Genomic DNA, 25,720 nt, shown 5'->3' on the forward strand with positions numbered 1-25,720 from the left:
TATTCGCCTGCTCACTTATTTGATAAATGACCAGCTTTCCAACTGCTGATAGCGGGTTTTACCATTGTCGAAGAGTGACTCGTAAAGCGAGAATTGCGTCATATCGACCTGCCAACTGAAGGTTGCGGGGGGAATCGCAACAGGACGAGCCGCGCCGCGCAATAGCGTAATGTGTGGATGAAAAGGTAATGCCGTTTGATAACAGCCGTTGCGTGCAGCTTGAGAACGCAACAGTTCCGCGAGCTGTAGCAGGCCACGCGGCGCGCGGCGGCAGCCCAACCAGACTACGCCGGGACGGGGCCAGTGTCCGGCGTCATTCAGCGTAAGGGAAAAGGCGGGCTGACGGATGCGGCCTGCCAGTGTCTGTAAGACCTGTGCTTTTTGTTCACTCACGTCACCCAAAAAAGCCAGCGTCAGATGAAGATTGGCCGCCGCGACCGGACGACCCGCTTCCAGAGGGAAGTGCTCGGCACGCCAGCGGATAATCTCTTGCTGTGTGGTTTCCGGTAGTGATAGGGCAAAAAACAGGCGGCGAGGGGCTGACATGGCGATCTCTCTGTTCTGATTCCATCAGATGCTACATTTATCCTGATGCTACAATGCTCGCCGCTGAAAGTTAACCTTATACGGAGATGTCTGTGATTTTACCGCCCGTCAGCGCCGTGCTGGACGATGTCATAACGGCGCTACATACCGCGCCTCAGGTGCTGCTCAATGCCCCAACAGGGGCGGGAAAATCGACCTGGCTGCCGTTGCAATTGCTGCAACAGGGAAAGTTAAATGGTCGCATCATCATGCTGGAGCCGCGTCGTCTGGCGGCGAAAAGCGTGGCCTGGCGACTGGCGCAGCAGCTCGGTGAGGAACCGGGACAGACGATAGGGTATCGCATGCGGTCAGAAAGCCGCGTGAGTGACGCAACGAAGCTGGAAGTTGTCACCGAAGGGATGCTGACCCGTTTGCTGCAACAGGATGCGGAGCTGCAAGGTGTAGCGCTGATCATCCTTGATGAATTTCATGAGCGCAGCGTGCAGGCCGATTTGGCATTGGCGCTGCTGCTCGATGTGCAGCAAGGGCTACGCGACGATTTAAAACTGCTGATTATGTCAGCAACGCTCGACAATACGCGGCTGGCGGCGCTGCTGCCGGAAGCCGCCTGCGTGGTTTCCGAAGGTCGCAGCTATCCGGTTGAACGGTGCTATGCGCCGTTAAATAATCAGGAGCGTTTGGAAGACGGCGTTGCGCGACAGGTGCGACGCTTGCTCAGTGAAGAAGACGGTTCGCTTCTGCTGTTTTTGCCCGGCGTCGCGGAGATTCGCCGAGTGCAGGCGCTGCTGGAAAATAGCGTGTCGAGCGAGACGGATCTCTGTCCGTTATACGGCGCATTGACGCTGGCGGAACAGCAAAAGGCGATTCTGCCCGCTGAACCGGGGCGTCGTAAGGTGGTGTTAGCCACCAATATTGCAGAAACCAGTCTGACGATTGAAGGGATCCGGCTGGTGGTGGATAGCGGTCTTGAACGTGTCGCCAGCTTTGATGTGAAAAGCGGCGTTACCCGACTGGTGACACAGCGAATCAGTCAGGCCTCTATGGTGCAACGCGCCGGACGTGCCGGACGGTTAAGCCCCGGTATTTGCTGGCATCTGTGCTCTCGTGAACAGGCAGAACGCGCAGCGGCGCAAAGCGAAGCTGAGATACTGAATAGCGATTTAAGTAGCGTCTGGCTGGACTTATTACAGTGGGGCTGTACCGATGTCGCGCAGTTAACCTGGCTGGATACACCACCCGCTCCCGCGCTGTATGCCGCCCGCAAGCTGCTACGTCAGCTTGGTATTACCGATGAGCAAGATCGGTTGACCGCTGAAGGTCGGAAGATCGCCGCACTCGGCAGTGATGCGCGTCTGGCGACGATGTTGTATGCCGCGTCACAGCAAAGTTCAGAAACGTTGGCCACCGCGGGGTGTCTGGCGGCGATACTCGAAGAGCCGCCACGTAGCGGGTCGATTAATCTGGCTGACTGGTTACATCGCCCATTACCGCACTGGTTGCGGCGGGCAAAGCAGCTGACGCGCCGTTTATCGACGGTTTCGGGACAAATTGACAGCGGAGAAGCTGACTGGCTGCTGGCGCAGGCTTTCCCAGACCGCATTGCCCGGCGGCGCAGTCAGGATGGGCGCTACCAGCTTGCTAACGGAAGCGGCGCGATGATGTCGGCTGATGAGGCGTTATCAGGCACGGAGTGGTTGCTGGCTCCGGCGCTCTTACAAAATAATCAGAACGCAGAGGCACGGATCCTGCTGGCGTTGCCGCTGGATATTGAGCGGCTGGAACGGCGGCTACCCGGACTAATAAATGAACATAACGTGGTGCACTGGGACGAAGAAAAGGGTACTCTGCGCGCCAGCCAGCGTGACCAGATAGGTTGCCTGACCCTGAGAACACGCCCGCTGAACAAGCCTTCCGATGAAGCACTGCAGCAGGCGCTGTTATCCTGGATTCGGGAACAGGGGATTGATGCATTAAACTGGGACGCCACGGCGTTGCAGCTACGCGCCCGGCTACAGTGTGCTCATCAGTGGTTGCCTGAAGTTGACTGGCCGCGAGTGGATGATGAAACGCTGCTGGCAACGCTGGAAATCTGGCTACAGCCGTCGCTGTCCGGCGTGCGTGATTTACGAGCGCTGCACCAGATTAGCTTGAGCGATGCGCTGCTGCGGCTGTTGGACTGGCCGCTGCGCCAACGGCTGGATAGCGCATTGCCCACGCACTACACGGCACCCGGCGGCAGTCGCTTGCCTATCGCCTATTATGACGATAAACCCCCGGTGCTGTCGGTACGGATGCAGGAAATGTTCGGCGAGCAGCAGAGCCCGCTGCTGGCGGAAGGTCGTGTGGCGCTGGTGTTGGAGCTTTTATCGCCAGCACAGCGTCCACTACAGATTACGCGTGATTTAGCCGCATTTTGGCAAGGCACGTACCGCGAGGTGCAAAAAGAGATGAAGGGGCGTTACCCCAAGCATGTCTGGCCGGACGATCCGGCGAATACGGCTCCAACGAGGCGTACCAAGAAATATCAGAATCACTAATTTCAGACGTTTCCGCTTTCCCAAAAAAGGGGCTGGAAACAGAGTAGGCGGCTTGAGCGCAGAGCAGATAGCCGTGAACAACCTGATGGAGAAGTTATTGTAATGTCTCGGGATGACCGCGAACCTATCGGACGTAAAGGGAAAGCGCCAAAACGTAAGCCTGAACGCAAACAGGCCATACGACGTCGCAGGGATGACGACTATGATGATGATGACTATGACGATTATCAGGACGACTATGACGACGATAATGACGACGACGGCGATGATACCATGACGCGGAAATCGCAGAGAAGACGGCGCTGGCTGGGGCTGGCTATCAAGCTGTTCCTGATCTTTGCCGTCGCGATGGCAATCTATGGCGTGTATCTCGACAGCCAGATCCGCAGCCGTATTGAAGGCAAAGTCTGGCAGTTGCCCGCCGCCGTCTATGGCCGTATGGTCAACCTTGAGCCGGGTATGGCCTATAGCCAGAAAGAGATGATCAGCCTGCTGGAAGGTATGCAATACCGTCAGGTGAGCCGCATTACCCGTCCGGGTGAATTCAGCGTGCGCGGCAACAGCATCGACATGCTGCGCCGTCCGTTTGATTTCCCTGATGGGAAAGAAGGGCAGATTCAGGCGCGCCTGACGTTTGCCAACGATCGTCTGTCGCAGATCCAGAATCTGGATAATCAGCGCAACTTCGGCTTTTTCCGTCTCGATCCAAAACTGATCACCATGATGCAGTCGCCGAATGGTGAACAGCGTTTATTCGTGCCGCGTTCCGGCTTCCCCGATCTGCTGGTTGATACGCTGGTCGCGACCGAAGACCGCCATTTTTATGAACATGATGGTATTAGCCTGTACTCGATTGGCCGTGCGTTTTTAGCCAACATCACGGCAGGACGCGCGGTACAGGGCGGCAGTACGCTGACGCAGCAGTTGGTTAAGAACTTGTTCCTGACTAATGAGCGTTCGCTGTGGCGTAAAGCTAACGAAGCCTATATGGCGCTGATCATGGATTATCGCTACAGCAAGGATCGTATCCTTGAGCTGTACCTTAACGAGGTGTACCTCGGTCAAAGCGGTAACGATCAGATCCGCGGCTTCCCGCTTGCCAGCCTGTACTATTTTGGTCGCCCGGTGAATGAACTGAGCCTCGATCAGCAGGCGCTGCTGGTGGGCATGGTGAAAGGGGCGTCGCTGTACAATCCGTGGCGTAATCCGGAGATTACCTTAGAGCGACGCAATCTGGTGCTGCGTCTGTTGCAGAATCAGCAGGTGATTGATGCCGATCTGTACAACATGCTGAGCGCGCGTCCGCTGGGCGTACAGCCGAAAGGCGGCGTCATCAGCCCTCAGCCTGCGTTTATGCAGCTAGTGCGTCAGGAACTGCAACAGCGGCTTGGCGACAAAGTTAACGATCTCTCCGGCGTGAAGATCTTTACCACGCTCGATCCGGTCTCGCAGGATGCGGCGGAAAAAGCGGTAGAGGTCGGCGTTCCGGCACTGCGCGCAGGCCGTAACGTGAGCGATCTGGAAGCGGCGATGGTAATTGTCGATCGTTTTAGCGGTGAAATTCGCGCGATGGTTGGCGGCTCTCAAACGCAGTATGCCGGGTTTAACCGTGCGTTACAGGCGCGTCGTCCCGTTGGTTCGTTGGCGAAGCCGCCGACCTATCTGACCGCGCTGAGCCAGCCGGACACTTATCGTCTGAACACCCTGCTGGCGGATGAGCCGCTGTCGATCAAGCAATCTAACGGTCAGCTATGGCAGCCGAAGAACTACGATCGTGAGTTCCGCGGCCGTGTCATGCTGGTCGATGCGCTGGCGAACTCGCTGAACGTCCCGACCGTTAATCTGGGGATGGCTGTGGGGCTGGATCAGATCACGGCAACGCTGAAGCGTCTGGGGATCCCGGAAAACGTGATTCAACCTGTACCGGCGATGCTGCTGGGGGCGATCAGTCTGACGCCGATGGAAGTAGCGCAGGAATACCAGACGATCGCCAGCGGCGGCAACCGTGCACCGCTTTCCTCGTTGCGGTCAGTGATTGCGGAAGATGGCACGGTGCTGTACCAGAGCTTCCCGCAGGCTGAACGGGCGGTTCCTGCACAGGCGGCCTATTTGACGCTGTATGGTATGCAGCAGGTTGTCGAACGCGGGACGTCACGTTCGCTGGCGGTGAAATTCCCGAATTATCATCTGGCGGCGAAAACGGGGACCACCAATGACCTGCGTGACAGCTGGTTTGCCGGAATCGACGGTAAAGAAGTGGCGATTAGCTGGGTAGGGCGCGATAACAACGGCCCGGCCAAGCTGACGGGGGCGAACGGTGCGCTGACGATTTATCGTCGCTATCTGGAAAACCAGACGCCTCTGCCGCTCATGTTGACGCCGCCGGAAGGCATTACGACCATGACGGTGGATGCCAGCGGTAACTTTATCTGTAACGGCAGCAGTGCCGGACGTGTCTTGCCAGTCTGGACGGATAACCCGCAGGCGCTGTGTCAGGCCAGCCAGCCGCAGCCTTCCGCACAGCAAGGACAGCAAGATGGAGAAGGCGTCGCCGACTGGATCAAACAAATGTTTGGTCAATAAACGCTTCTCACTGCCTCCGGTTAATCTATTGTTTCTTATAGATAAATACAGGGGTATCACGTGTTTTGTCGTTATCTAGCGTAAAAAATTATGCTGAGGAGATAGCAGGCTTAGGATGAGCCGCATGGACGCGGCGAAAGCTTGCGCCACGTATGGAACGTGTCGCAAGCGGTCCGTTAAGCCTGATACCGACGAAGGAACCGCGTCAGCGGCATAATTCGCGCTAAAAGCCGGGGTTCATAGGGGGCTGGCGTAGCCCCCTATGTCGGGCGCGTGCTACAAGGTAGCATGAAAATAACGGTATTATCGCGCACGAAACCGCCTCAATAGTGGCATAAAATGTTCCTAATAGGCTGAATCTAATTGGATTTTTTTCTCTGCTATTTTGAGACGAGCTCCGCATCCTGCCTGAGACCGCTTTTCCTGCCATGCCATTCTGTTGCTGACAGGTAAAAGTCTTGCGATTGGTATTCTGTTGCGCCTATCATGCTGCCTTTATCGTAATCATTATCGTTCTCTTTTAGCCCGGTTGTTACGCGGGGAATTTGAGAGTGACGGGCGTTGCGATCGCGGCTTACTCCTGTCCTTCAGTGACACTAAAAACCAAAAACGCTATGCAAAATCAAACTGTACTGCCTGATACCACCTTCAGACTGGACGACGTCAGCTTTTCCGTCGCCGGGCGCACGCTACTACATCCGCTCTCCATCACATTCCCTGTCGGGAAAGTATGCGGTCTGATTGGGCATAACGGCTCAGGTAAATCGACCTTGCTGAAAATACTGGGCCGTCACCAGCCCGCCAGCAGCGGAACGGCATTGCTGGGAGAACAGGCAATTGGAAGCTGGGATAGCAAATTGTTCGCCCGTCAGGTGGCTTATTTACCGCAGCAGCTTCCTGCCGCCGAAGGGATGACTGTGCGTGAACTGGTTGCTGTAGGGCGTTACCCGTGGCATGGCGCATTAGGCCGTTTCGGTAGTGCCGATCGGGAAAAGGTTGAAGAAGCCATCACGCTGGTAGGACTAAAGCCATTCGCGAATCGTCTGGTGGACAGCCTGTCCGGCGGTGAACGGCAGCGAGCCTGGCTGGCGATGACGGTGGCGCAGGATAGCCGCTGTCTGTTACTGGATGAACCGACCTCCGCACTGGATATTGCCCATCAGGTTGAGGTGCTGGCACTGATCCAGCGTATGAGCCGCGAGCGTGGTATCACCGTCATTACGGTGCTGCATGATATCAATATGGCTGCCCGCTACTGCGATCACTTGGTGGCGCTGCGGGGCGGCAACATGATTGCGCAAGGTGAGCCTGTCGCGCTGATGCAAGGGGATGTGCTGGAAAACATCTACGGTATTCCCATGGGCATTCTGCCTCATCCGGCTGGTGGCGCACCGGTCAGCTTCGTTTGTTAACTCGGTTTTTCTGCTCATGATGCCTGAACGTTTTTCTTCTCCATCCTCTCCCGATCCGCTACGCCGTCGTTTGCTGACGGCGCTGCTATTGTCGCCGCTGGTGTATTCGGCGGCGAGCAGAGGAGCCACAGCCACATTTCCCGATCTACACCGTATTGTAGCGCTGGAATGGTTGCCCGTTGAGCTGCTTCTGGCGTTAGGCATTACCCCCTTTGCGATCGCGGATAAGCATAACTATAACCTGTGGGTGAAAGAGCCTGCGCTGCCTGACTCGGTGATTGATGTGGGGCTGCGTACCGAGCCGAATCTGGAGTTGCTGACGCAGATTCGCCCGTCCATGATTCTTTACTCTGAAGGCTACGGCCCTTCGGTCGCGAAAATGTCCCGCATCTCTCCGATGCTGGGTTTTGGCTTTAGCAGCGAACAGGGTAAACCGCTAACGGCGGCACAGTCCTCGGTCATGAAACTGGCCGATGCGCTAAATATGAAGGCGGCAGGGGAACGGCACCTGACAGAGCTGGCGCAGTTTCTCCAGCAGGAAAAAATCACGCTTCAACCTTATACCCAGAGGCCGCTGTTGCTGATCACACTGGTCGATAGTCGCCATGTGTTGGTGATTGGCAAGAACAGTCTTTTTCAGGAAGTGATGGATCATATCGGGATAGAAAATGCCTGGCGTGGTGAAACCAGCTTCTGGGGCAGTACGATTGTGGGTATTGAAAGTCTGGCGGAGATCGGCGATGCCAACGTGCTCTGCTTCGAGCATGGCGATAGCACCATTATCGCGCAGCTTGATAAGAACCCGCTCTGGCAGGCGATGCCGTTTGTGCGTCAACGGCGTGTGCAACGCGTGCCTGCCGTCTGGCTGTATGGAGGGACGCTTTCGGCGATGCGCTTCTGCCGCGTATTGAATCAGGCCATGGAGGCGAGAAATCATGCCTAGCCCTCTGTCTGTCGGTTCCTCACACGCGCACCAGCGCGTTGGTCATCCTCTGGTGCTGCCAGTGGTCGTGATGGGTTTTCTGCTGATCGTGATGCTGGGAATGGGCAGCTACAATTTGCAGCAGCAATTACCAGTATCACAATGGGTTGTAGGGCTGACTCAGCCCGTTCAGGACAATATGCAACAGCTTCTGTTTCATTACAGCCTGTTGCCACGCATGGTGCTGGCGCTGCTGATTGGGGCGGGGTTGGGGCTGTGCGGCGTGCTATTCCAGCAGGTCTTGCGTAATCCGCTGGCCGAGCCGTCAACGCTGGGGATTGCTACGGGCGCACAGCTCGGGATCACGGTCGTCACGCTGTGGGCGCTGCCTGGCGGTGCCGTGATCCAGCAGGCCGCAGCCATGATAGGGGCGCTTGTGGTTGGCGCGTTGGTTTTTGGCGTCGCCTGGGGTAAGCGTTTATCACCAGTGACGCTGATACTGGCGGGGCTGGTGCTGAGTTTCTACTGTAGCGCGGTCAATCAACTGCTGGTGCTCTTCCATCATGAGCAACTTCAGGGCTTATTCCTGTGGAGCAGCGGCGTACTAAACCAGCAAGACTGGAGCAATGTGCAGTTCGTGCTTCCACGTCTTCTGGTGTGTTTCTGTCTGGCGCTGCTTCTGATTCGCCCGCTAACGCTGTTGGGGCTGGATGACGGCGTCGCGCGTAATCTGGGGCTTGGGCTGTCGCTGGCACGTCTGAGCGCGCTTGGGTTGGGGATTTTCCTGTGTGCGCAGTTGGTGAATGCGGCGGGCATTATTGGTTTTATCGGCCTATTTGCGCCGCTGTTGGCGAAAATGTTGGGCGCACGGCGTTTACTTCACCGTCTCTTATTAGCGCCGTTGCTCGGTGCGTTGCTGCTCGGTGTTGCCGATCAGGGCGTGATCTGGCTGAGCCGCGTGTGGCTTGACGTTCCAACGGGCGCAGCGACAGCGCTGATTGGTGCGCCGCTGCTGCTGTGGCTGCTGCCGCGTCTGCGCAATAGCGGCCAGCCCGCGATGATCGACAGTAACAGCACGCCGGCAGTTGAACGTCGCTTGTGGGGAACCTGGCTGGTACTTGGCATCATGCTGCTGGGAATCGTCGTGGGCGCAGCGCTGATGCTAGGGAAAGACGCACAAGGTTGGCAGTGGGGCGGCGGCGATGTGTTAGGGCAACTGCTCTCATGGCGCTGGCCGCGGGTGCTGGCGGCGCTCACGGCTGGCGTGATGCTGGCGGTCGCGGGAACGTTAATACAGAAGCTGACGGGTAACCCGATGGGGAGTCCGGAAGTGCTGGGGATTAGTTCCGGTGCGTCGTTTGGCGTCATTATTTTGCTGTTCTTCGTTCCCGGTAATGCGTTCGTGTGGCTGCTTCCGGCTGGTAGTGCAGGGGCGGCGTTGACGCTGCTGATCATGGTGATTATTGCCGGACGTGGTGGTTTCTCCACGCAGCGTATGCTGTTGGCTGGGATCGCGCTGAGCATGGCGTTCACCACCGTGATCGCGCTGCTGTTGGCCAGTGGCGATCCCCGCATGGGAACCGTGCTGACCTGGCTGTCGGGCTCAACCTACGCGGTCGAACCGGCAGACGCGATACGCACGGCGGTGATTGCCCTTCTGCTGCTATTGATTGTCCCGCTGTGCCAGCGCTGGCTGCGTATTCTGCCGCTTGGCACCACAACGGCCAGAGCACTTGGCGTGGCTGTCACGCCAGTTCGTCTGCTGGTTTTGCTCTTGGCATCGGTGCTGACCGCGATGGCAACGCTGATGGTCGGGCCGATGAGCTTTGTCGGGTTAATGGCTCCGCATATGGCGCGGATGCTGGGCTTTAACCGCGTGTTGCCGCAAATCGCCAGCTCGGCGTTGATTGGTGGCGCGCTGATGGTTATTGCGGACTGGTGCGGCCGAATGATCCTCTTTCCGGCACAGGTTCCGGCGGGGCTGCTCGCGACGTTTATCGGTGCGCCTTACTTTGTTTATCTGCTCCGCAAGCAGGTGAAATAACGATAACGCGGGCTGAGGCGGGAAGAAAAAACCGCCTCAGCCGTGTGATTAGCGGGAGAGATTGATGGCTTCAGCCAGCATCCAGCATGTGGTGAGTAGCAGAGAGAACGCCATAATGCCGTTGAAGGCTTTCAGTTTCCACGGTTCCTGAAGATGTTTGCCGATACGATCGCCGAGCGCTGCCCAGACTAAAACACAGGGCAGATTGAGTGCCATAAAGGCGATGACTGTGGTGAAAAGGCCACTGCTGGCGGTATAAAGCAGTGCGATGTTGCTGGCCATTAGCCAGGTCTTCGGGTTCACCGCTTGAAATAGCGTTCCTTGCAGTGCAGTCATCGGCTGTACTCGCCCTTGTAATTCCGGTGCCGATGAGCGCACGATTTTCCACGATAGCCACAGCAGATAGACGCACCCCAGCACGGTCAGAGGGAGGCGAATAACGCTCATCCAGCTCAGCAGAAGTTCCAGAGCCACACCCATCAGTGCCGTTTGTATCCCACAGCCAACGGTAATTCCCACCATCATCGGTAACGTACGACGCAGGCCAAAATTGACGCCTGAGGTTGCCAGCAGCAGATTATTGGGGCCCGGCGTGATGGACATGACGGTGACGTAGCTGAAAAAAGAAGGGTCGAGCATGGTGTTATCCTGGTGATGGGGAAGAGCACTATAGTAGGCAGAAAAAATAAATGGTTACAGATACACAAAACGATTATTGTAATGGGTACAAATTGCATTAATCGTTAACTGTACTCATCGGCTGGCGGGGGAACTGTGTCCATCATCGACTCACAAGAAAGTACGCTCTATCAACAGCTCGCGGAAACCTTCGCCACGGCGATTCATCAAGGGACGTTAGCGCCGGGAAGCCGCTTGCCTTCTATTCGTCGCGTCGCCGGATCGCATCAGGTGAGTGTCAACACGGTGTTGAATGCCTGGCGTATTCTCGAAGATCGCGGGTTGATCGAAGCACGGCCACAGTCGGGCTATTTTGTTCGAGGTCGTCTGCCGTCGCTGACGGAAAGTAAGCCGCATCGTGCGCAGGTGATTGTGCCGGGCAGTGAGAAACTGGATCTGATTGATACCGTGTTTGCTGCCCAGACACACCCGGATTACACCAACATATCTCTGGCGTGCCCACAGCATGCCGATTTCTATCCGACCGAAAAGATTAGCCGTATTACCGCTTCCCTATTGCGGCGACAGCCCGACCTGATTGGCCGTTATGCGCTACCTCCGGGCAGTGAGCGACTGCGGCGCGAAGTGGCGCGGCGTGCGATGGATTTGGGCATGACCTTGACTCGTGAAGACATCACGATCACCCACGGCTGTATGGAGGCGCTACAGCTGGCACTGCGCACGGTGACGCAGCCGGGCGATTGTGTCGGGCTGGAAACGCCAACCTATTTTTATCTCTTTCCTCTGCTGGCCAGTCTGGGATTGAAAACGGTGGAGATTCCCACCGATCCACAACGCGGCCTCGCGCTGGATGCGCTGGAACTGCTGCTGTCAGAAGGGAGGCTACAGGCGATTATCGCGATGCCGAACGCACAGAATCCACTAGGGTGCAGTATGACGCTGGAGGATAAAAAGCGGCTGGCAAAGCTGGTGAATGACTATCAGGTGCCGCTTATTGAGGATGGGTTATACAGCGAACTTCAGTTTACCTGGCCGCTGTCGCCGACGGTGAAAGCCTTCGACCGCGAAGGCTGGGTGATTTACTGCTCCAGCTTCACGAAAACGCTGGCACCGGATTTTCGCATTGGCTGGATGGCGTCGGGCCGTTTCCGTGCCAAAGTGGCGCGGCTGAAAGCGGTATCGTCAATGGCGGAATCGGCGCTGCTATCGGAAACACTGGCGCAGTTTCTGGAGTCCGGAGGTTACGATCACCATCTGCGTACGCTGCGCCGTCGCTATGCCGCACAGATGGATGAAGCACGTGGGCTGATCGCCCGACATTTCCCGCAGGGGACGCGGGCGACGCAGCCGCAGGGCGGTTTTGTCTTCTGGCTGGAGTTGCCGGGCGGGGTGGATGGTGTTGAATTGTTCCATCGCCTGCTGCAAGAGCAGATTTGCGTCACGCCCGGCGAGCTTTACACGCTGAGCGGCCGCTGTAAGCACGGGCTTCGGCTATCGTGCTGCTACCCGTTTGATGAACGCTATACGTATGCACTTAAGCGCGCGGGGGCGCTGGCGTGTGAGATGAGCGGTATCGGGCCGGGTAGCGCAACGTAGTCTTATCCCTATGAACATCGCGTTATGGCGTGCCGTTGCGTCCCCAGGTCAGATAGCCTGCGCGCTCGCTTAAGCGCTCATAGTAGGCGCGAACGGCGGGATAGTCCGTGTGTTCCAGCGGCGTTTCATACCAGCGGTTTACCGATAGCCCAATGGGAATGTCGGCCAGCGTAAACGCTTGTCCTGCAACGTAGTGGCCGGTTCGCTCCAGTTGTTGATTCAAAATGCCCATGGTGCGCGACCAAAGATTGCAGGATGCCGTCAAGAGCTGGGGATCCTGATGGGCGGGAGACTGACGCACCAGCGACATAAAAGCGTAACGCCATGAAGGATTGAGCTCGTTAGCCTGCCAGTCGATCCATTGATCGACCGTCGCACGGCTGCGTGGATCCTGCGGGTAGAGCCAGGCGCCGTCCTTTGCGTTGGCGAGGTAACGTATAATCGCGTTCGATTCCCACATGACAAAATCGTCATCCTGAATAACCGGTATCATGGCATTAGGATTGAGCGCCAAAAACGCTGGTGATTGGGGTGACTGATAGCCCTCACCCCAGTCTTCTCGGTGAAAGGGAATCGCCAACTCATCGCACAGCCATAGCACTTTCCGAACGTTGATCGACGATGTGCGCCCTAGAATTTTTAACATGACCTCTCCGCTATTTTCAGGAACAGACACTTACTCATAACCAATTTGAAACGGCTTGTCATTCTCAAACGAGAATCCTGACGAAAAAAAGGGAGGAAGGGATAAATTGAGTCGCGACGGCGTCAGCGAGTGACGCCGTCGAGGTAAACGTTACAGGCGTGAGAAGCAGAGCTGTGCGGCTTCGATGGTGCGGTCGATGTCCTGTGGCGTATGCGCTAGCGACATAAAGCCCGCTTCAAAAGCGGACGGCGCGAGATAAACCCCTTCTTCCAGCATCATGTGGAAGAACAGCTTAAAGCGCTCGACGTCGCACTTCATCACATCCTGATAGCAGGTGACGCTCTCGGCATCCGTGAAGAACAGACCAAACATACCGCCCGCCTGATTCACGACTAGCGGAATGTTTTCGGCTTTCGCGGCAGCTAGCAGGCCTTCTGCCAGCTGATTGGTCAACGCGGTGAGTTTTTCATGGACACCGGGTTTTGCGACTTCCGTCAAACAGGCAAAGCCTGCCGCCATAGCAATCGGGTTGCCGGACAGTGTTCCCGCCTGATAAACCGGACCGGTCGGTGCCAGTGCCTGCATGACTTCACGCTTGCCGCCGAATGCGCCAACTGGCATGCCGCCGCCGATGATTTTCCCCAGACAGGTCAGATCCGGCACCACGCCGTAGTGCGACTGTGCACCCGCCAGTGCGACGCGGAAGCCGGTCATCACTTCATCGATGATGAACAGGGCACCAAACTCGTCGCACAGGGCGCGCAGGCCAGGAAGGAAATCCGGCAGCGGTGGAACGCAGTTCATGTTGCCTGCAACGGGTTCGACAATGATTGCAGCGATTTCGTCAGGGTATTGTTCAAACGCCGCGCGTACAGATGACAGATCGTTATAGACGCAGGTTAGCGTATGGCGGGCGAAATCAGCAGGAACGCCGGGAGAGTTCGGTTGACCCAGCGTCAGCGCGCCGGAACCGGCTTTCACCAACAGGCAATCGGCGTGGCCGTGGTAGCAGCCTTCAAATTTAATGATTTTGTCGCGACCGGTGTAGCCACGTGCCAGACGAATTGCGCTCATGGTGGCTTCGGTGCCGGAGTTGACCATCCGCACCATGTCCATGCTGGGCACCAGCGAGGTCACCAGACGTGCCATCTGCACTTCCATTTCGGTCGGCGCGCCAAAACTCAGGCCGCGTTCTGCGGCGGCGATCACCACATCACGAATTGCCGGGTGATTGTGCCCCAGCACCATTGGACCCCACGATCCCACGTAATCAATGTACGCTTGTTCGTCGGCGTCGTAGAGATAAGCGCCATCAGCCCGTTCGATGAACAGCGGGGTACCGCCGACGCCGTTAAAAGCACGAACGGGTGAGTTTACACCGCCGGGAATAAGTTGCTGTGCCGCAGCATACAGGCTTTCAGATTTGTTCATTACGCGGTCCTGACTGGTCTTAATCGTAAAATGTAGGGGTATTCTAATAAACTGACCGCCGTTATGAAATCGCTGTATCAGCAGATGCGGGTCTCTTTGTCTTCTGTTCTGGTCAAATAGGCAGTTTTATCCTTAAGGGGTAACATAGTGACTCTTATTTCTCTTTTTTGGTTATGACCGTTGTGATCAGACTTTCTACACCCGTTTCTTCTGCGGCGGAGCGCCGTGCTGCCATCGCACAATTTATGCGGCGCGATAAAACCCCCGCGTTGATTCTTCTGCTGGCGGCGATAGTAGGAACGTTAACCGGGTTGGTCGGCGTGGCATTTGAACGTACGGTGAACTGGGTTATACAACAGCGAATGGCACTCTTGACGCATTTTCCTGAAAGCGGGGTGAGCTGGCTTGTTGCTGCGGCGGTGTCGGCTGTACTTGCGGTATGGGGATATTTTCTGGTTCGGCGATTCGCTCCAGAAGCGGGTGGATCGGGGATTCCCGAAATTGAAGGCGCGTTAGAAGAACTCAGACCGGTACGCTGGTGGCGCGTATTGCCCGTTAAGTTTTTTGGCGGTATTGGCACGCTCGGATCGGGAATGGTGCTAGGTCGTGAAGGCCCAACGGTGCAGTTGGGGGGAAATATTGGCGGCATGGTTGCGGACATGTTGCCCAAAAGACAGCAGGACGGGCGGCACTCATTGCTTGCTACCGGTGCGGCGGCCGGGCTATCCGCTGCCTTTAATGCGCCGCTGGCCGGAATACTTTTTATTATTGAGGAAATGCGGCCTCAGTTCCGCTATAGCCTCATCTCAATTAAAGCGGTCTTCATCGGCGTCATTATGTCGAGCATCGTATTTCGTCTCTTCAACGGCGAACAGGCTGTGATCGATATAGGGCAATTGCCTTCCGCACCGCTCAAGACGCTGTGGTTATATTTGGTGCTTGGGATTATTTTTGGCGTTGTCGGCGTGGTGTTTAATGCCCTGGTGTTACGTACTCAGGCGCTATTTTTGGCCTTCCACGGTAAACGGATGTCTCGCTTCCTGCTGGTCGGCGCACTGGCGGGCGGCCTCTGTGGCGTGCTGTCTATTGTTTTTCATGAAGCAACCGGAGGCGGGTTTACGCTTATTCCCCTTGCGGCGGCGGAGCATTACAGCATTAGTATGCTCTTTGTGATCTTTATAATCCGCGTCTTCATGACGCTGCTTTGTTTCGGATCGGGCGCGCCAGGGGGGATTTTTGCACCGATGTTGGCGTTGGGAACACTGCTTGGAGCTGCGTTTGGTATGGCGGCCAGTCAGTTGTTTCCTGATTATGCGATTGGCGCCAGTACGTTTGCTGTGGCGGGTATGGGGGCACTGTTCGCGGCATCGGTTCGTGCTCCGCTCACCGGCATCGTTCTGGTGTTGGAAATGACTGACAACTACCAGCTGATCTTACCCATGATCGTGACCTGTCTGGGCGCGACACTGTTGGCGCAGTTTCTGGGAGGGAAGCCGCTATATTCTTCTATTCTGGCGAGGACGCTGCAGCGACAGGCGGTGGCTGAGCAGGAGCAGCAGATTAATTCAACAATTTCTGTCAAATCTTGAACGTTTTCGCAGACTGCCGGATAATAAGCGTATGAATATGGGTCTATCACCTGATAAGCCCTGAGTTGGGAGTAAAAATATGAGCGACGATATAGCAGCACTGCCTCTGCAATTTACTGATGCAGCGGCAAGCAAGGTGAAAAACCTGATTGCTGATGAAGAAAACCCAGAGCTGAAACTGCGCGTGTATATCACGGGTGGCGGCTGTAGCGGCTTCCAGTACGGTTTTACCTTTGATGATCAAATCAACGACGGCGATATGACCATTGAGAAGCAAGGGGTGTCGCTGGTGGTTGACCCGATGAGCCTGCAATATCTGGTTGGCGGTGCGGTGGATTATACCGAAGGGCTGGAAGGTTCTCGCTTTGTCGTGACGAATCCGAATGCGAAATCCACCTGTGGCTGTGGTTCCTCTTTCAGCGTCTGATCCCGCATTGCGGTGATGGGCCGACTAAGAAAACAAAAACCGTGTCTTGTTCCCAAGACACGGTTTTTTTATATGCCCGTCATACTTCAAACTGCTTGTGCGTTGGCTGCCCTTACTCACCCCAGTCACTTACCTGTGTAAGCTCCTGGGGATTCGCTCGGTTGCCGCCTTCATGCAACTCGAATTATTTAGGGCATAGTAAACCAGCAATTTGTCACAAGAGGCGCTAATTAAAAGAATACGCCGCGTATTTTTTACTGTGATTACCATTCAACCGTAATCAGACGCGTTTCCGGACTCTGCGTAGTTTTTGCCGCAGAAGCAGAAAGTTTTGCCTGATCGATCTGAATACGTGACTCAGTAATCTTAGGTTGTGGGGCAGAGGCTACGTTACATGTCATTTGATATTGGCCGGATTGAGGCGTTACGCCGCACGCCGGTAGTATCGTCAGTTGAGCGTTAATTTGCCCACCCTGATTCCCTGCATATGCCGTGGTACAGGCTACCATCAGTAAGCCCGCGTAAAGCAACGCATTTTTCATAGTTAAAGCTACCTGGTGTTAAAGGAACCGCTGCCGGTTCAAAATTTTCTCATTTTGTATTGCTTTGTCTTTATCGCCGGGTGGTAATTAATGCCATCAATGATGCCTATAATTCCACCGTTACGCTCAGATTATCGGCAAATGTTGGCGAAATAAAAGCCTGTGAGTGTTACAACTTGTATATTAATGAAGCTATTGTTATCGAAGTGATTTCACCATGTTAATTAACAATCACTTTGCTGACGAAGAGCCGGGGCTTAATGCTGTTAATTGAGAACAAATTTGTTGAGCTGCCAATAGCAAACGTGGGCCGCTACGGCTAAACCAGTCTTCATTCACGGTAATCACTGGCACTGCTAATTGCGGCTGCCAAAACGTCTGCACGCTGGCAATTTTATCTGGCGAACCGCCGATAATAATGGCCTGTGGTTGTCGCCTTAACACCTGTTCACGGCTAACCTGCGGCCAGGGCACTGGGCTATCGCTAAAGATATTTTCTGCGCCGCACAGCGAAACGATCTGGCTTTGCAGCGTGGCTTGCGACGAAGTAAACAGCGGCTGAGTGCCGAATTGAATGAATACCCGAAGTGATGCTGCGTTCTGCCCCTCACCCGTGTGCCGTAGCCTGCCTATTTCCTGCTGAAAATCTGTCGCAGCCCGTTCGGCTTGCTCTGGATGGCGGCTGTAGGTCGCCAACTGTCGCAATGACGCGGGGATATCGTCTAACGTTTTTGCATCCAGATAAACGATGGGAATCGAGAAGTTGGCGAGCTGTTCCAGAGGCCGTTGTGGATTGCCCTCGCGCCAGGCCAGAATCAGATCGGGCTTAAGCGCGAGGATCCGCTCCAGGTTGATTCCTTGCCAGGAAGCCACCTGTTCCAGCTTTTTCGCTTCTGGTGGGTAATCTGACCAGGCGCTGACCGCAATCAGCTGTTCGCCCATGCCTGCTGCATAGGCCATTTCCGTTGCGTGTGGTGCGAGGCTAATGACACGCTGTGGAAGGGCATAAGCGGCGGTGCAGAGCAGTAGCCCGGTCAGCCAGGAGAGGAACCTGAGAGTCACGATTAACGTGCGGCCAGCTTGGCCAGAATCGCTTCCACCATCCGCGTTGATTGCTGCGCGGCAACGCTTAGGAATTCATCGAAACTCAGGTGTGATGCTTTATCGGCTACATCAGAAATGGCACGCACAACCACAAACGGGACGGCGAACTGATGGCAGACATGGGCGATCGCCGTCGCTTCCATTTCCACCGCGATTGCTTTCGGGAAGGTCGTGCGGATGCGTGCTAATGGTTCTGCGCCGTTAATGAAGGCATCACCGCTGACCACCAGACCGCGTACGGCGTTTAGCTGTAAATCAGCAATCGCTTCCTGTGCCAGCGCGATGAGTTTTTCATCGGCAGCGAAAGCGGCAGGGCAGCCCGCCATCTGGCCGGGTTCATAGCCAAAGGCTGTGACGTCGGCGTCGTGGTAGCGTACTTCATCGGAAACCACGATATCACCCACGTTCAAGCTAGGTGCCAGCCCGCCTGCGGAGCCGGTGTTAATTACGACGTCTGGCTTGCTGTGCTCCAGCAACAGCGTGGTGCCCAGCGCGGCGGAAACTTTGCCGATACCGGATTTCAGCAGAGCGACATCTACACCGTTGATTTGTCCAGTGTAAATTTCGCAACCTGCACGCTGGAAGGTTTGACGGTTTTCAATCCGATCGCGCAGCAGCGTTACTTCTTGTTCCATCGCGCCGATAATACCGACTTTCATAAGGTTCCCCGCAAATTCTGTTATAAATGGAAGGCGTGTAGCTGGGGTTAGTCTATCATGGCTAGCGGGATGAGATGGAGTGTGCATTATTTTGCTGTAGCGGGATGATAGGGAGAACCGTATGTCTGATATCGATTTCGCCAAAAAAATGAGCTTTCAGCGACATTTCAGCCGACCTAAAACGGCTGAGGATGCTTATACGATCGTGCGCCAGTTTGAGAGCGATCGGGGGCGTATTATTAACTCCGCCGCCATCCGCCGTTTACAGCAAAAAACTCAGGTCTTCCCGCTGGAACGTAACGCGGCTGTTCGTTCCCGTCTGACCCATTCGATGGAAGTTCAGCAGGTGGGGCGCTATATCGCCAAAGAGATTTTGCACCGCCTGCAAGGCGATGGGCGACTCGCAGAGTTGGGTCTTGACGATAGACAAACGCCGTTTGAAAGCATGGTCGAAATGGCGTGCCTGATGCATGACATCGGTAATCCGCCTTTTGGGCATTTTGGCGAATCGGCAATTAACCAATGGTTCAGAAAATGGCTGGATAGCCACTATCTGGACAGTGAATTCCCTGAGCATGTCGATGATTGTAAATCCCCTGTGCTGCGGATGCAGCAAGACGGCTTGGATGAATTGCGTGGGAAAATCCGGCAGGATCTGAGCCATTTTGAAGGCAACGCACAGGCGATCAGACTGGTTCACACGCTGCTGAAACTTAACCTGACCTACGGGCAGGTCGCCTGTATTTTGAAATATACCCGCCCCGCGTATTGGCACGGTAAGCTTCCGCCAGACTATGACTATTTAATGAAGAAGCCGGGCTACTATCTGGCAGAAGAAGCGTTTGTCGCCAAACTGCGTGAAGAGCTGGATATGGGGGAATTTCATCGCCATCCTCTGAGCTACATTATGGAAGCGGCCGATGACGTTTCTTACTGTATTGCGGATCTGGAAGATGCCGTCGAGAAAGATATGCTCACGATCGAAGAACTTTACGATCGCTTGCGCGAGAATTGGGGTGAGGGAGAAGAGAAAGACATCTTCGCTAAAACTATCGAACGTGCTTACAAAGAACGTAAGCGTTTGCAATGGCGCAGTCAGGATGATCAGTTTTTCATGAATCTTCGCGTTTATACCGTGGGGCAAATGGTGCCGCATGCTGCGCTGCGCTTTATCGATAACCTTCCTGAAGTCTATGCCGGCTCGTTCAATCAGGCGTTGCTTGAAGACGACAGCCCGCAGAACCGCTTATTAGGTATTTTCAAACGCGTCGCCTTAAAGCACGTTTTTAATCATCATGAGGTTGAACAGCTTGAGCTACAAGGGGATCGCGTGATTCGTGGCCTGCTAGATATTTATAGTCCGCTGCTCGAAATGCCCTATCAGGATTTCAGTCAGCTTGTCCGCGACGACACGCACAGACGCTATCCGATTGAAACTCGGCTTTATCACAAGCTATCCAGCAAACACTGTCTGGCCTACTGCGAAGCGGTTGCCGCGCTGGAGGCATTACCCGAAAACGAGCGAATCGTCCGTGAATATTACTATCGCGCGCGTCTGATTCAGGATTACATCAGCGGTATGACGGATTTGTATGCCTACGATGAATACCGCAAGCTGATGGCGGCAGATTAGCGATGAACAGACGGCAATGGAAATCGCGAGTTTTGTAAAGCCGTTCAATATTTCCTTACGCTTCACGATCTTCCCCTCGGGAACATTGTTGGTCCATATTTATCTCATACAGCACGACCACTGAGTGTACCCGGTGTTGGGTACACAGGCCGTAAGACTTGCGTGTTGATTACTATGAGACATATTCCTATGAAAAGAAAATCACTGGTTTTGAGTGCGCTGGCGTTAAGTCTGGCGATGGCGATGGGTACTACCACGGCGAATGCGGCTGAGTCAGCGGCGTCTGCCGCGTCATCGGGTCAATTACCCAGCCTGGCTCCTATGCTGGAAAAGGTCATGCCTTCCGTCGTAAGCATCTACGTGGAAGGGCATACCACGAAAGAAAACAATGCCGGCAAAGAAGGCATTCCGCCGCAGCTTCAGCCGTTTTTTGGTGAGAACTCGCCTTTCTGTCAGGACGGTTCGCCGTTCCAGTCGTCGCCGATGTGTCAGGGAGACGGTGACGACGATGGCGACGGCCAGCAGCAACCAAAACAGGAAAACTTCCAGGCACTGGGCGCGGGCGTTGTGATTAATGCGGAAAAAGGCTACGTGGTGACCAACAGCCATGTGGTGGAGAACGCCGATAAGATTCAGGTTCGCCTCAGCGATGGCCGCAAGTATGACGGCAAAGTGTTAGGCAAAGACCCGCGTTCTGATATCGCGCTGGTGCAGTTGAAAGACTTTAAAAATCTGACCGCGATTAAGGTCGCCGATTCCGATCAACTGCGGGTTGGTGATTACACGGTAGCGATTGGTAACCCGTATGGTCTGGGCGAAACGGCGACATCGGGCATCGTGTCCGCGCTGGGGCGTAGCGGGTTGAATATTGAAAACTACGAGAACTTTATTCAGACCGATGCGGCGATTAACCGGGGGAATTCCGGTGGCGCGCTGGTGAATCTGAATGGGGAACTGGTTGGTCTGAATACCGCGATTCTTGCGCCAGATGGCGGCAATATCGGGATTGGTTTTGCTATCCCCAGCAATATGGTGAAAAGCGTCGTGGCACAGATTGTCGAATTTGGTGAAGTGAAGCGCGGCGAGCTGGGTATCACCGGGACGGAATTGAACTCCGAACTGGCGCAGGCAATGAAGGTTGATGCCCAGCGTGGCGCGTTTGTGAGCCAGGTGCGGCCGAAGTCGGCGGCAGACGAAGCAGGCATCAAGGCGGGGGATGTGATCGTCACGCTGAATGGCAAAGCGGTCAGCAGCTTCTCCGCGTTGCGTGCGCAGGTTGGCTCGCTGCCGGTGGGCAGCAAAGTGGCGTTGGGGCTGCTGCGTGAGGGTAAACCGCTGACGGTAGAGGTGACGCTGCAACAGAGCAATCAGGCTCAGGTGGCTTCCGGCAATCTCTACTCTGGCATTGAAGGCGCCGAGCTGAGCAATACGCAGGTGGACGGCGCAAAAGGCGTCAAGGTGGATAACGTTAAACCGGGGTCCGCTGCGGCTAAAATTGGCCTGAAGAAGGACGACATTATTCTCGGTGTCAACCAACAGGCCGTACAGAATATTGGCGAGTTGCGCAAAATTCTGGATAGCAAGCCGGCTGTATTAGCCTTGAATGTACGCCGTGGCGACAGCACGATTTATCTGCTGGCTCAATAACCGCTCTGTTCAACGTGTAAGTTGATAATTGCCTTTTAAGACAGCTTGTTACGTTGATTATCTGGTCGGGCACTCCGGTGCCCGACGACTTCTTGCTTCTCCATGAAAGCGCTTTTGTGAGTTCTTCCACAGATTTAATCTAATTCCCGTTTCTTTGTTAATTTGCACAATGTGTGGCGCACGGTGTGGCGGTATGCTGGTGCAATTGTCAATGTTCCTCTCAGAGGTAAAAATGGCGTCGTATCATCTCAATGCCAAGATGGCACAGGATATTGTCGCGCGGACCATGCAGATCATTGATAGCAATATCAACGTGATGGATGCTCGCGGTAAGATTATCGGCAGTGGCGATCAGGAACGATTGGGGGAACTGCACGAAGGGGCGCTGCTGGCACTTTCGCAGGGGCGAGTCGTTGATATTGATGATGCCGTGGCGCGCCACCTGCACGGCGTGCGTCCGGGGATCAATTTACCCTTGCGCATCGACGGTGAAATCGTTGGCGTTATCGGTTTAACGGGCAATCCCAGCCAGCTGCGACAGTACGGCGAACTGGTCTGTATGACGGCGGAAATGATGCTGGAACAGGCGAGGTTGTTGCATATGCTGGCGCAGGATAGCCGTCTGCGTGAAGAGTTGGTGCTGAACTTGATCCGTACTGACGATCTTTCTCCCGCCCTCATGGAGTGGGCGCAGCGCTTAGGCATCGATCTGAATAAGCCACGCGTCGCGGCGGTGATCGAAGTGGACAGCGGGCAGCTTGGGGTGGATTCCGCCATGGCGGAGCTACAGCAGTTGCAGACGCTGCTGACCACGCCGGAACGTGACAACCTGATCGCGATCGTTTCCCTGACAGAAATGGTGGTGCTAAAACCGGCGTTGAACAGCCACGGGCGTTGGGATGCAGAAGATCATCGGCGGCGGGTGGATACGCTAATGTCGCGCATGGCGGAAAGCAGTCGGTTGCGGGTGCGGCTGGCGCTGGGGAACTATTTTGCCGGCCCCGGCAGTATCGCGCGTTCCTATCGCACGGCGCGCACAACCATGAGCGTGGGCAAACAGCGTATGCCTGCTCAGCGCTGTTATTACTATCAGGATCTGATGTTACCCGTACTGCTGGACAGCCTGCGTGGCGGTTGGCAGGCAAATGAACTGGTGCGGCCGCTCTCGAAGCTTAAAGCGATGGACGGCAATGGTCTGCTGCGCCGGACGCTGGGTGCCTGGTTCCGTAATAACGTTCAGCCCGGCGCGACGGCGAAAGCGCTATTTATTCACCGCAATACGCTGGAGTATCGTCTCAATCGCATCTCTGAATTGACGGGTTTAGATCTGGGAAATTTCGACGACCGTCTGTTGCTGTACGTGGCTTTGCAGTTGGATGAAGAAGAGTAGGGCTGAAAATTGACGGTTTTTACTTAACCCTGTTTGTTCTCCGCCGTACTCACCTGATGCCGCAGGGCATCAGGGTTATCTCAGTTTTACTCGCAAAAAAAGAGGTCTGCTGCAATAAAATTGCTTAGATTGAAAACTATTACATAACCATTAACAATATAACGCGATAGCATAAATTATCGCGAAACAATATTTTTGCCCCCTCCCTATATCCACTATTGTCACTTCCATGTTGTCAGCCTGATATACCCATCCTATTTCAAGCTGCATGCGTGCTGTGCAAAACGATCGTGTTTTGCCCTGCAAATCGAATTATTTAAGTTATGAATCAGTCACATCCGTCATGATTTTATCTGATACTTTCGAGCATTAGGGAGTGATAAGAATGTCAATACGTCGTCTGGGGTTATCTGTTGCTACGGCAGCACTGTTGTTTTCCGGTGTGGCCTCGGCGGCTACCGAATTATTAAACGTGTCTTACGATCCGACGCGTGAACTGTATCAGCAATACAATGCGGCGTTTATTAAGCATTGGAAAGCGACCACCGGTGAAGATATCACTATCAAAAATTCGCACGGCGGTTCTGGAAAGCAGGCGCGTTCGGTGATTGACGGCTTGCAGGCCGATGTGGTGACGCTGGCGCTGGCCGGTGATATTGATGCATTAAACCTGAATCAACAGCTGATCGATCCTAAGTGGCAGGCGCGTTTGCCTGACAACAGCACGCCTTATACCTCCACCATCGTTTTTCTGGTGCGTAAAGGTAATCCAAAGCAAATCAAAGACTGGAACGATCTGGTGAAGCCGGGCGTTGAAGTCATCACACCAAACCCGAAAACTTCTGGCGGCGCACGTTGGAACTTCCTGGCTGCATGGGCGTATGCCAAAGCGCAACCGGGCGGTAATGATGAAACCGCACTGAAATTTGTGACTGAACTGTATCGTCATGCGCCCGTTCTCGATACCGGTGCGCGTGGGGCAACCATTAGCTTTGTACAGCGTCAGTTAGGCGATGTGCTGCTGGCATGGGAAAACGAAGCGTACCTGTCTCTGCAAGAGCAGGGCGGCGATCAGCTTGAGATCGTCACACCATCTTTGTCAATTCTGGCTGAACCGCCGGTTGCCGTTGTGGACAAAGTCGTTGAGCGCAAGGGAACGCAGAAACAGGCTGAAGCTTATCTGCAATACCTTTACAGCGATGAAGCGCAGCGCATCATCGGTAAAAATTTCTACCGCCCACGTAACGCCAAGATTGCCGAAGAGTTTAAGGATCAGTTTGCACCGGTGAATCTGGTGACGATCGATAAGGACTTCGGTGGCTGGAAAGCGGCACAGGATAAATTCTTTAATGATGGCGGCGTGTTCGACGCAATCTTTAAAGAGATCAATAAGTAAGTTTTAACGTCTGACGGATTAAGGCCGCTATCACCTAGCGGCTTTTTTCAGGTTAAAAGGCTGGCGACAGCTGCCCGAAACCTTCTGTCAGGTAGCGCGTGTCGGCAAGCAGTTGTTGGCTGGGTAGTGAGTATGAAAATTAAAGGCACGGTATGTCACAGCGTTCTTCCTCAGTGATTCCCGGTTTCGGGCTAACGTTAGGGTTTAGCCTGAGCTATTTAGGATTAATTGTCCTCATTCCGTTGGCGGGGATGTTTTTATATGCCAGCCAACTAACGTTCGGCCAGTTTTGGGATCTGATAACCAGCCGTCAGGTGCTTTTCTCCCTGCGGCTTTCGTTTGGTACGGCGCTGGCTGCGGCTTTTATTAACGGTATTCTCGGGACGCTGCTGGCCTGGGTTCTTGTGCGTTATACCTTTCCCGGCCGTAAAGTGATCGATGCCATGATCGACATGCCTTTCGCGCTGCCCACTGCGGTCGCGGGGATTGCTCTGACGGCGCTGTATGCACCGAATGGCCTGATTGGCTCGCTGTTTCCGTTCAAAATCGCCTACACCGGGATTGGCATCACGCTGGCGCTTATTTTTGTCACGCTGCCTTTCGTGGTCAGAACGCTGCAACCGGTACTGGCCGATATTCCGAAAGAAGTCGAAGAGGCTGCCGCCTGTCTGGGCGCGCGTCCGCTTCAGGTTTTCCGCCATGTTTTGCTTCCTGCGCTGTTACCGGCGTGGCTGACAGGCTTTGCACTGGCCTTTGCCCGCGGCGTGGGAGAGTACGGCTCCGTGGTGTTTATCGCGGGGAACATTCCGTTTAAAACCGAAATCCTGCCGCTGCTGATCGTCTCCAAGCTCGATCAGTATGACTATAAGGGAGCAACCGGGATCGGCGTGTTCATGCTGCTGGTTTCTTTCATTATGCTGCTGCTGATTAACGTGTTGCAGCGCCGCATTCAACCGAAACTGTAAGGGCTGGTCGTC

General features: G+C 54.9%; 20 protein-coding genes. 13 read left to right on the forward strand and 7 right to left on the reverse strand.

Annotation, left to right across the window (positions count from 1 at the left end; all coding sequences use genetic code 11):
- Positions 1–15: 15 nt before the first annotated feature.
- Positions 16–546, reverse strand: a complete 531-nt coding sequence (gene thpR, locus AB8809_RS05785; RefSeq protein WP_349856583.1) for an RNA 2',3'-cyclic phosphodiesterase — start codon at positions 544–546, stop codon at positions 16–18.
- A 92-nt stretch (positions 547–638) separates the two neighbouring features.
- On the opposite strand from thpR, the gene hrpB reads away from it, so the two are divergent.
- The 5 genes from hrpB (at position 639) to fhuB (ending at position 10,044) form a co-directional block, all read left to right on the forward strand.
- Complete coding sequence (gene hrpB / locus AB8809_RS05790; protein ID WP_349856584.1) at positions 639–3,083, forward strand: ATP-dependent helicase HrpB; 2,445 nt, start codon at positions 639–641, stop codon at positions 3,081–3,083.
- 102 nt (positions 3,084–3,185) lie between these two features.
- Complete coding sequence (gene mrcB, locus AB8809_RS05795; protein ID WP_349856585.1) at positions 3,186–5,666, forward strand: bifunctional glycosyl transferase/transpeptidase; 2,481 nt, start codon at positions 3,186–3,188, stop codon at positions 5,664–5,666.
- Between the two features lie 614 nt (positions 5,667–6,280).
- On the forward strand, positions 6,281–7,078 hold the full coding sequence (fhuC, locus tag AB8809_RS05800) for a Fe3+-hydroxamate ABC transporter ATP-binding protein FhuC (protein ID WP_349856586.1): 798 nt from the start codon (positions 6,281–6,283) through the stop codon (positions 7,076–7,078).
- A gap of 16 nt (positions 7,079–7,094) precedes the next feature.
- The gene (gene fhuD / locus AB8809_RS05805) at positions 7,095–8,021 is read left to right on the forward strand and encodes a Fe(3+)-hydroxamate ABC transporter substrate-binding protein FhuD (protein ID WP_349856587.1); all 927 of its coding nucleotides are present in this window, start codon (positions 7,095–7,097) and stop codon (positions 8,019–8,021) included.
- A gap of 70 nt (positions 8,022–8,091) precedes the next feature.
- Positions 8,092–10,044 carry a Fe(3+)-hydroxamate ABC transporter permease FhuB gene (gene fhuB, locus AB8809_RS05810; protein ID WP_369987576.1) on the forward strand — a complete coding sequence of 651 codons (1,953 nt, stop codon included), beginning with the start codon at positions 8,092–8,094 and terminating at the stop codon, positions 10,042–10,044.
- Between the two features lie 48 nt (positions 10,045–10,092).
- On the opposite strand, the gene AB8809_RS05815 is transcribed toward fhuB, so the two are convergent.
- Complete coding sequence (locus tag AB8809_RS05815) at positions 10,093–10,683, reverse strand: LysE family translocator (RefSeq protein WP_349856589.1); 591 nt, start codon at positions 10,681–10,683, stop codon at positions 10,093–10,095.
- A gap of 135 nt (positions 10,684–10,818) precedes the next feature.
- On the opposite strand from AB8809_RS05815, the gene AB8809_RS05820 reads away from it, so the two are divergent.
- A complete protein-coding gene (locus AB8809_RS05820) occupies positions 10,819–12,279 on the forward strand; it encodes a PLP-dependent aminotransferase family protein (RefSeq protein WP_181830597.1) in 1,461 nt (486 codons plus the stop codon).
- A gap of 22 nt (positions 12,280–12,301) precedes the next feature.
- On the opposite strand, the gene AB8809_RS05825 is transcribed toward AB8809_RS05820, so the two are convergent.
- Both AB8809_RS05825 and hemL read right to left on the reverse strand, forming a co-directional pair.
- Complete coding sequence (locus AB8809_RS05825) at positions 12,302–12,925, reverse strand: glutathione S-transferase family protein (protein WP_205947720.1); 624 nt, start codon at positions 12,923–12,925, stop codon at positions 12,302–12,304.
- Between the two features lie 150 nt (positions 12,926–13,075).
- Positions 13,076–14,356, reverse strand: a complete 1,281-nt coding sequence (gene hemL, locus AB8809_RS05830; RefSeq protein ID WP_349856590.1) for a glutamate-1-semialdehyde 2,1-aminomutase — start codon at positions 14,354–14,356, stop codon at positions 13,076–13,078.
- A 173-nt stretch (positions 14,357–14,529) separates the two neighbouring features.
- Here hemL and clcA point away from each other — a divergent pair, with 173 nt between their 5' ends.
- Complete coding sequence (gene clcA, locus AB8809_RS05835) at positions 14,530–15,945, forward strand: H(+)/Cl(-) exchange transporter ClcA (RefSeq protein ID WP_349856591.1); 1,416 nt, start codon at positions 14,530–14,532, stop codon at positions 15,943–15,945.
- 79 nt (positions 15,946–16,024) lie between these two features.
- On the forward strand, positions 16,025–16,372 hold the full coding sequence (erpA, locus tag AB8809_RS05840) for an iron-sulfur cluster insertion protein ErpA (protein ID WP_015841270.1): 348 nt from the start codon (positions 16,025–16,027) through the stop codon (positions 16,370–16,372).
- Positions 16,373–16,635: 263 nt separating this feature from the next.
- Here erpA and AB8809_RS05845 read toward each other — a convergent pair whose 3' ends face one another.
- The 3 genes from AB8809_RS05845 to mtnN all read right to left on the reverse strand — a co-directional run bounded on the left by AB8809_RS05845 (position 16,636) and on the right by mtnN (position 18,677).
- Positions 16,636–16,914: a hypothetical protein gene (locus tag AB8809_RS05845; RefSeq protein WP_181830594.1), complete on the reverse strand. Its 279-nt coding sequence runs from the start codon at positions 16,912–16,914 to the stop codon at positions 16,636–16,638.
- Between the two features lie 231 nt (positions 16,915–17,145).
- Positions 17,146–17,976, reverse strand: coding sequence for a vitamin B12 ABC transporter substrate-binding protein BtuF (gene btuF / locus AB8809_RS05850; RefSeq protein ID WP_349856592.1), 831 nt, complete (start codon positions 17,974–17,976; stop codon positions 17,146–17,148).
- A gap of 2 nt (positions 17,977–17,978) precedes the next feature.
- A complete protein-coding gene (mtnN, locus tag AB8809_RS05855) occupies positions 17,979–18,677 on the reverse strand; it encodes a 5'-methylthioadenosine/S-adenosylhomocysteine nucleosidase (RefSeq protein ID WP_015841267.1) in 699 nt (232 codons plus the stop codon).
- 121 nt (positions 18,678–18,798) lie between these two features.
- Here mtnN and dgt point away from each other — a divergent pair, with 121 nt between their 5' ends.
- The 5 genes from dgt to cysT all read left to right on the forward strand — a co-directional run bounded on the left by dgt (position 18,799) and on the right by cysT (position 25,708).
- A complete protein-coding gene (dgt, locus tag AB8809_RS05860) occupies positions 18,799–20,310 on the forward strand; it encodes a dGTPase (RefSeq protein ID WP_181848660.1) in 1,512 nt (503 codons plus the stop codon).
- 189 nt (positions 20,311–20,499) lie between these two features.
- Positions 20,500–21,957, forward strand: a complete 1,458-nt coding sequence (gene degP, locus AB8809_RS05865) for a serine endoprotease DegP (protein WP_349856593.1) — start codon at positions 20,500–20,502, stop codon at positions 21,955–21,957.
- Positions 21,958–22,189: 232 nt separating this feature from the next.
- The gene (locus AB8809_RS05870; RefSeq protein ID WP_015841264.1) at positions 22,190–23,347 is read left to right on the forward strand and encodes a CdaR family transcriptional regulator; all 1,158 of its coding nucleotides are present in this window, start codon (positions 22,190–22,192) and stop codon (positions 23,345–23,347) included.
- Positions 23,348–23,738: 391 nt separating this feature from the next.
- Positions 23,739–24,743 (forward strand): sulfate ABC transporter substrate-binding protein, encoded by a 1,005-nt coding sequence (locus tag AB8809_RS05875; RefSeq protein WP_369987577.1) that lies wholly within the window; start codon positions 23,739–23,741, stop codon positions 24,741–24,743.
- Between the two features lie 152 nt (positions 24,744–24,895).
- Entirely contained in the window at positions 24,896–25,708 is an 813-nt protein-coding gene (gene cysT, locus AB8809_RS05880; RefSeq protein ID WP_010280704.1) for a sulfate ABC transporter permease subunit CysT, read from the forward strand.
- Positions 25,709–25,720 lie beyond the last annotated feature (12 nt).

Origin of the sequence: Pectobacterium aroidearum, from assembly GCF_041228105.1 — a bacterium.
GTDB classification, from domain to species: domain Bacteria; phylum Pseudomonadota; class Gammaproteobacteria; order Enterobacterales; family Enterobacteriaceae; genus Pectobacterium; species Pectobacterium aroidearum.

Excerpts from the sequence above, each read along its gene's own strand:
- erpA (WP_015841270.1), top strand. The coding sequence starts at position 16,025 with ATGAGCGACGATATAGCAGCACTGCCTCTGCAATTTACTGATGCAGCG.
- fhuD (WP_349856587.1), top strand. The coding sequence starts at position 7,095 with ATGATGCCTGAACGTTTTTCTTCTCCATCCTCTCCCGATCCGCTACGC.
- mrcB (WP_349856585.1), top strand. The coding sequence starts at position 3,186 with ATGTCTCGGGATGACCGCGAACCTATCGGACGTAAAGGGAAAGCGCCA.
- AB8809_RS05845 (WP_181830594.1), bottom strand. The coding sequence starts at position 16,914 with ATGAAAAATGCGTTGCTTTACGCGGGCTTACTGATGGTAGCCTGTACC.
- dgt (WP_181848660.1), top strand. The coding sequence starts at position 18,799 with ATGTCTGATATCGATTTCGCCAAAAAAATGAGCTTTCAGCGACATTTC.
- thpR (WP_349856583.1), bottom strand. The coding sequence starts at position 546 with ATGTCAGCCCCTCGCCGCCTGTTTTTTGCCCTATCACTACCGGAAACC.
- AB8809_RS05815 (WP_349856589.1), bottom strand. The coding sequence starts at position 10,683 with ATGCTCGACCCTTCTTTTTTCAGCTACGTCACCGTCATGTCCATCACG.
- degP (WP_349856593.1), top strand. The coding sequence starts at position 20,500 with ATGAAAAGAAAATCACTGGTTTTGAGTGCGCTGGCGTTAAGTCTGGCG.
- fhuB (WP_369987576.1), top strand. The coding sequence starts at position 8,092 with ATGGGTTTTCTGCTGATCGTGATGCTGGGAATGGGCAGCTACAATTTG.
- hemL (WP_349856590.1), bottom strand. The coding sequence starts at position 14,356 with ATGAACAAATCTGAAAGCCTGTATGCTGCGGCACAGCAACTTATTCCC.
- fhuC (WP_349856586.1), top strand. The coding sequence starts at position 6,281 with ATGCAAAATCAAACTGTACTGCCTGATACCACCTTCAGACTGGACGAC.
- clcA (WP_349856591.1), top strand. The coding sequence starts at position 14,530 with ATGACCGTTGTGATCAGACTTTCTACACCCGTTTCTTCTGCGGCGGAG.
- cysT (WP_010280704.1), top strand. The coding sequence starts at position 24,896 with ATGTCACAGCGTTCTTCCTCAGTGATTCCCGGTTTCGGGCTAACGTTA.
- mtnN (WP_015841267.1), bottom strand. The coding sequence starts at position 18,677 with ATGAAAGTCGGTATTATCGGCGCGATGGAACAAGAAGTAACGCTGCTG.
- AB8809_RS05825 (WP_205947720.1), bottom strand. The coding sequence starts at position 12,925 with ATGTTAAAAATTCTAGGGCGCACATCGTCGATCAACGTTCGGAAAGTG.
- AB8809_RS05870 (WP_015841264.1), top strand. The coding sequence starts at position 22,190 with ATGGCGTCGTATCATCTCAATGCCAAGATGGCACAGGATATTGTCGCG.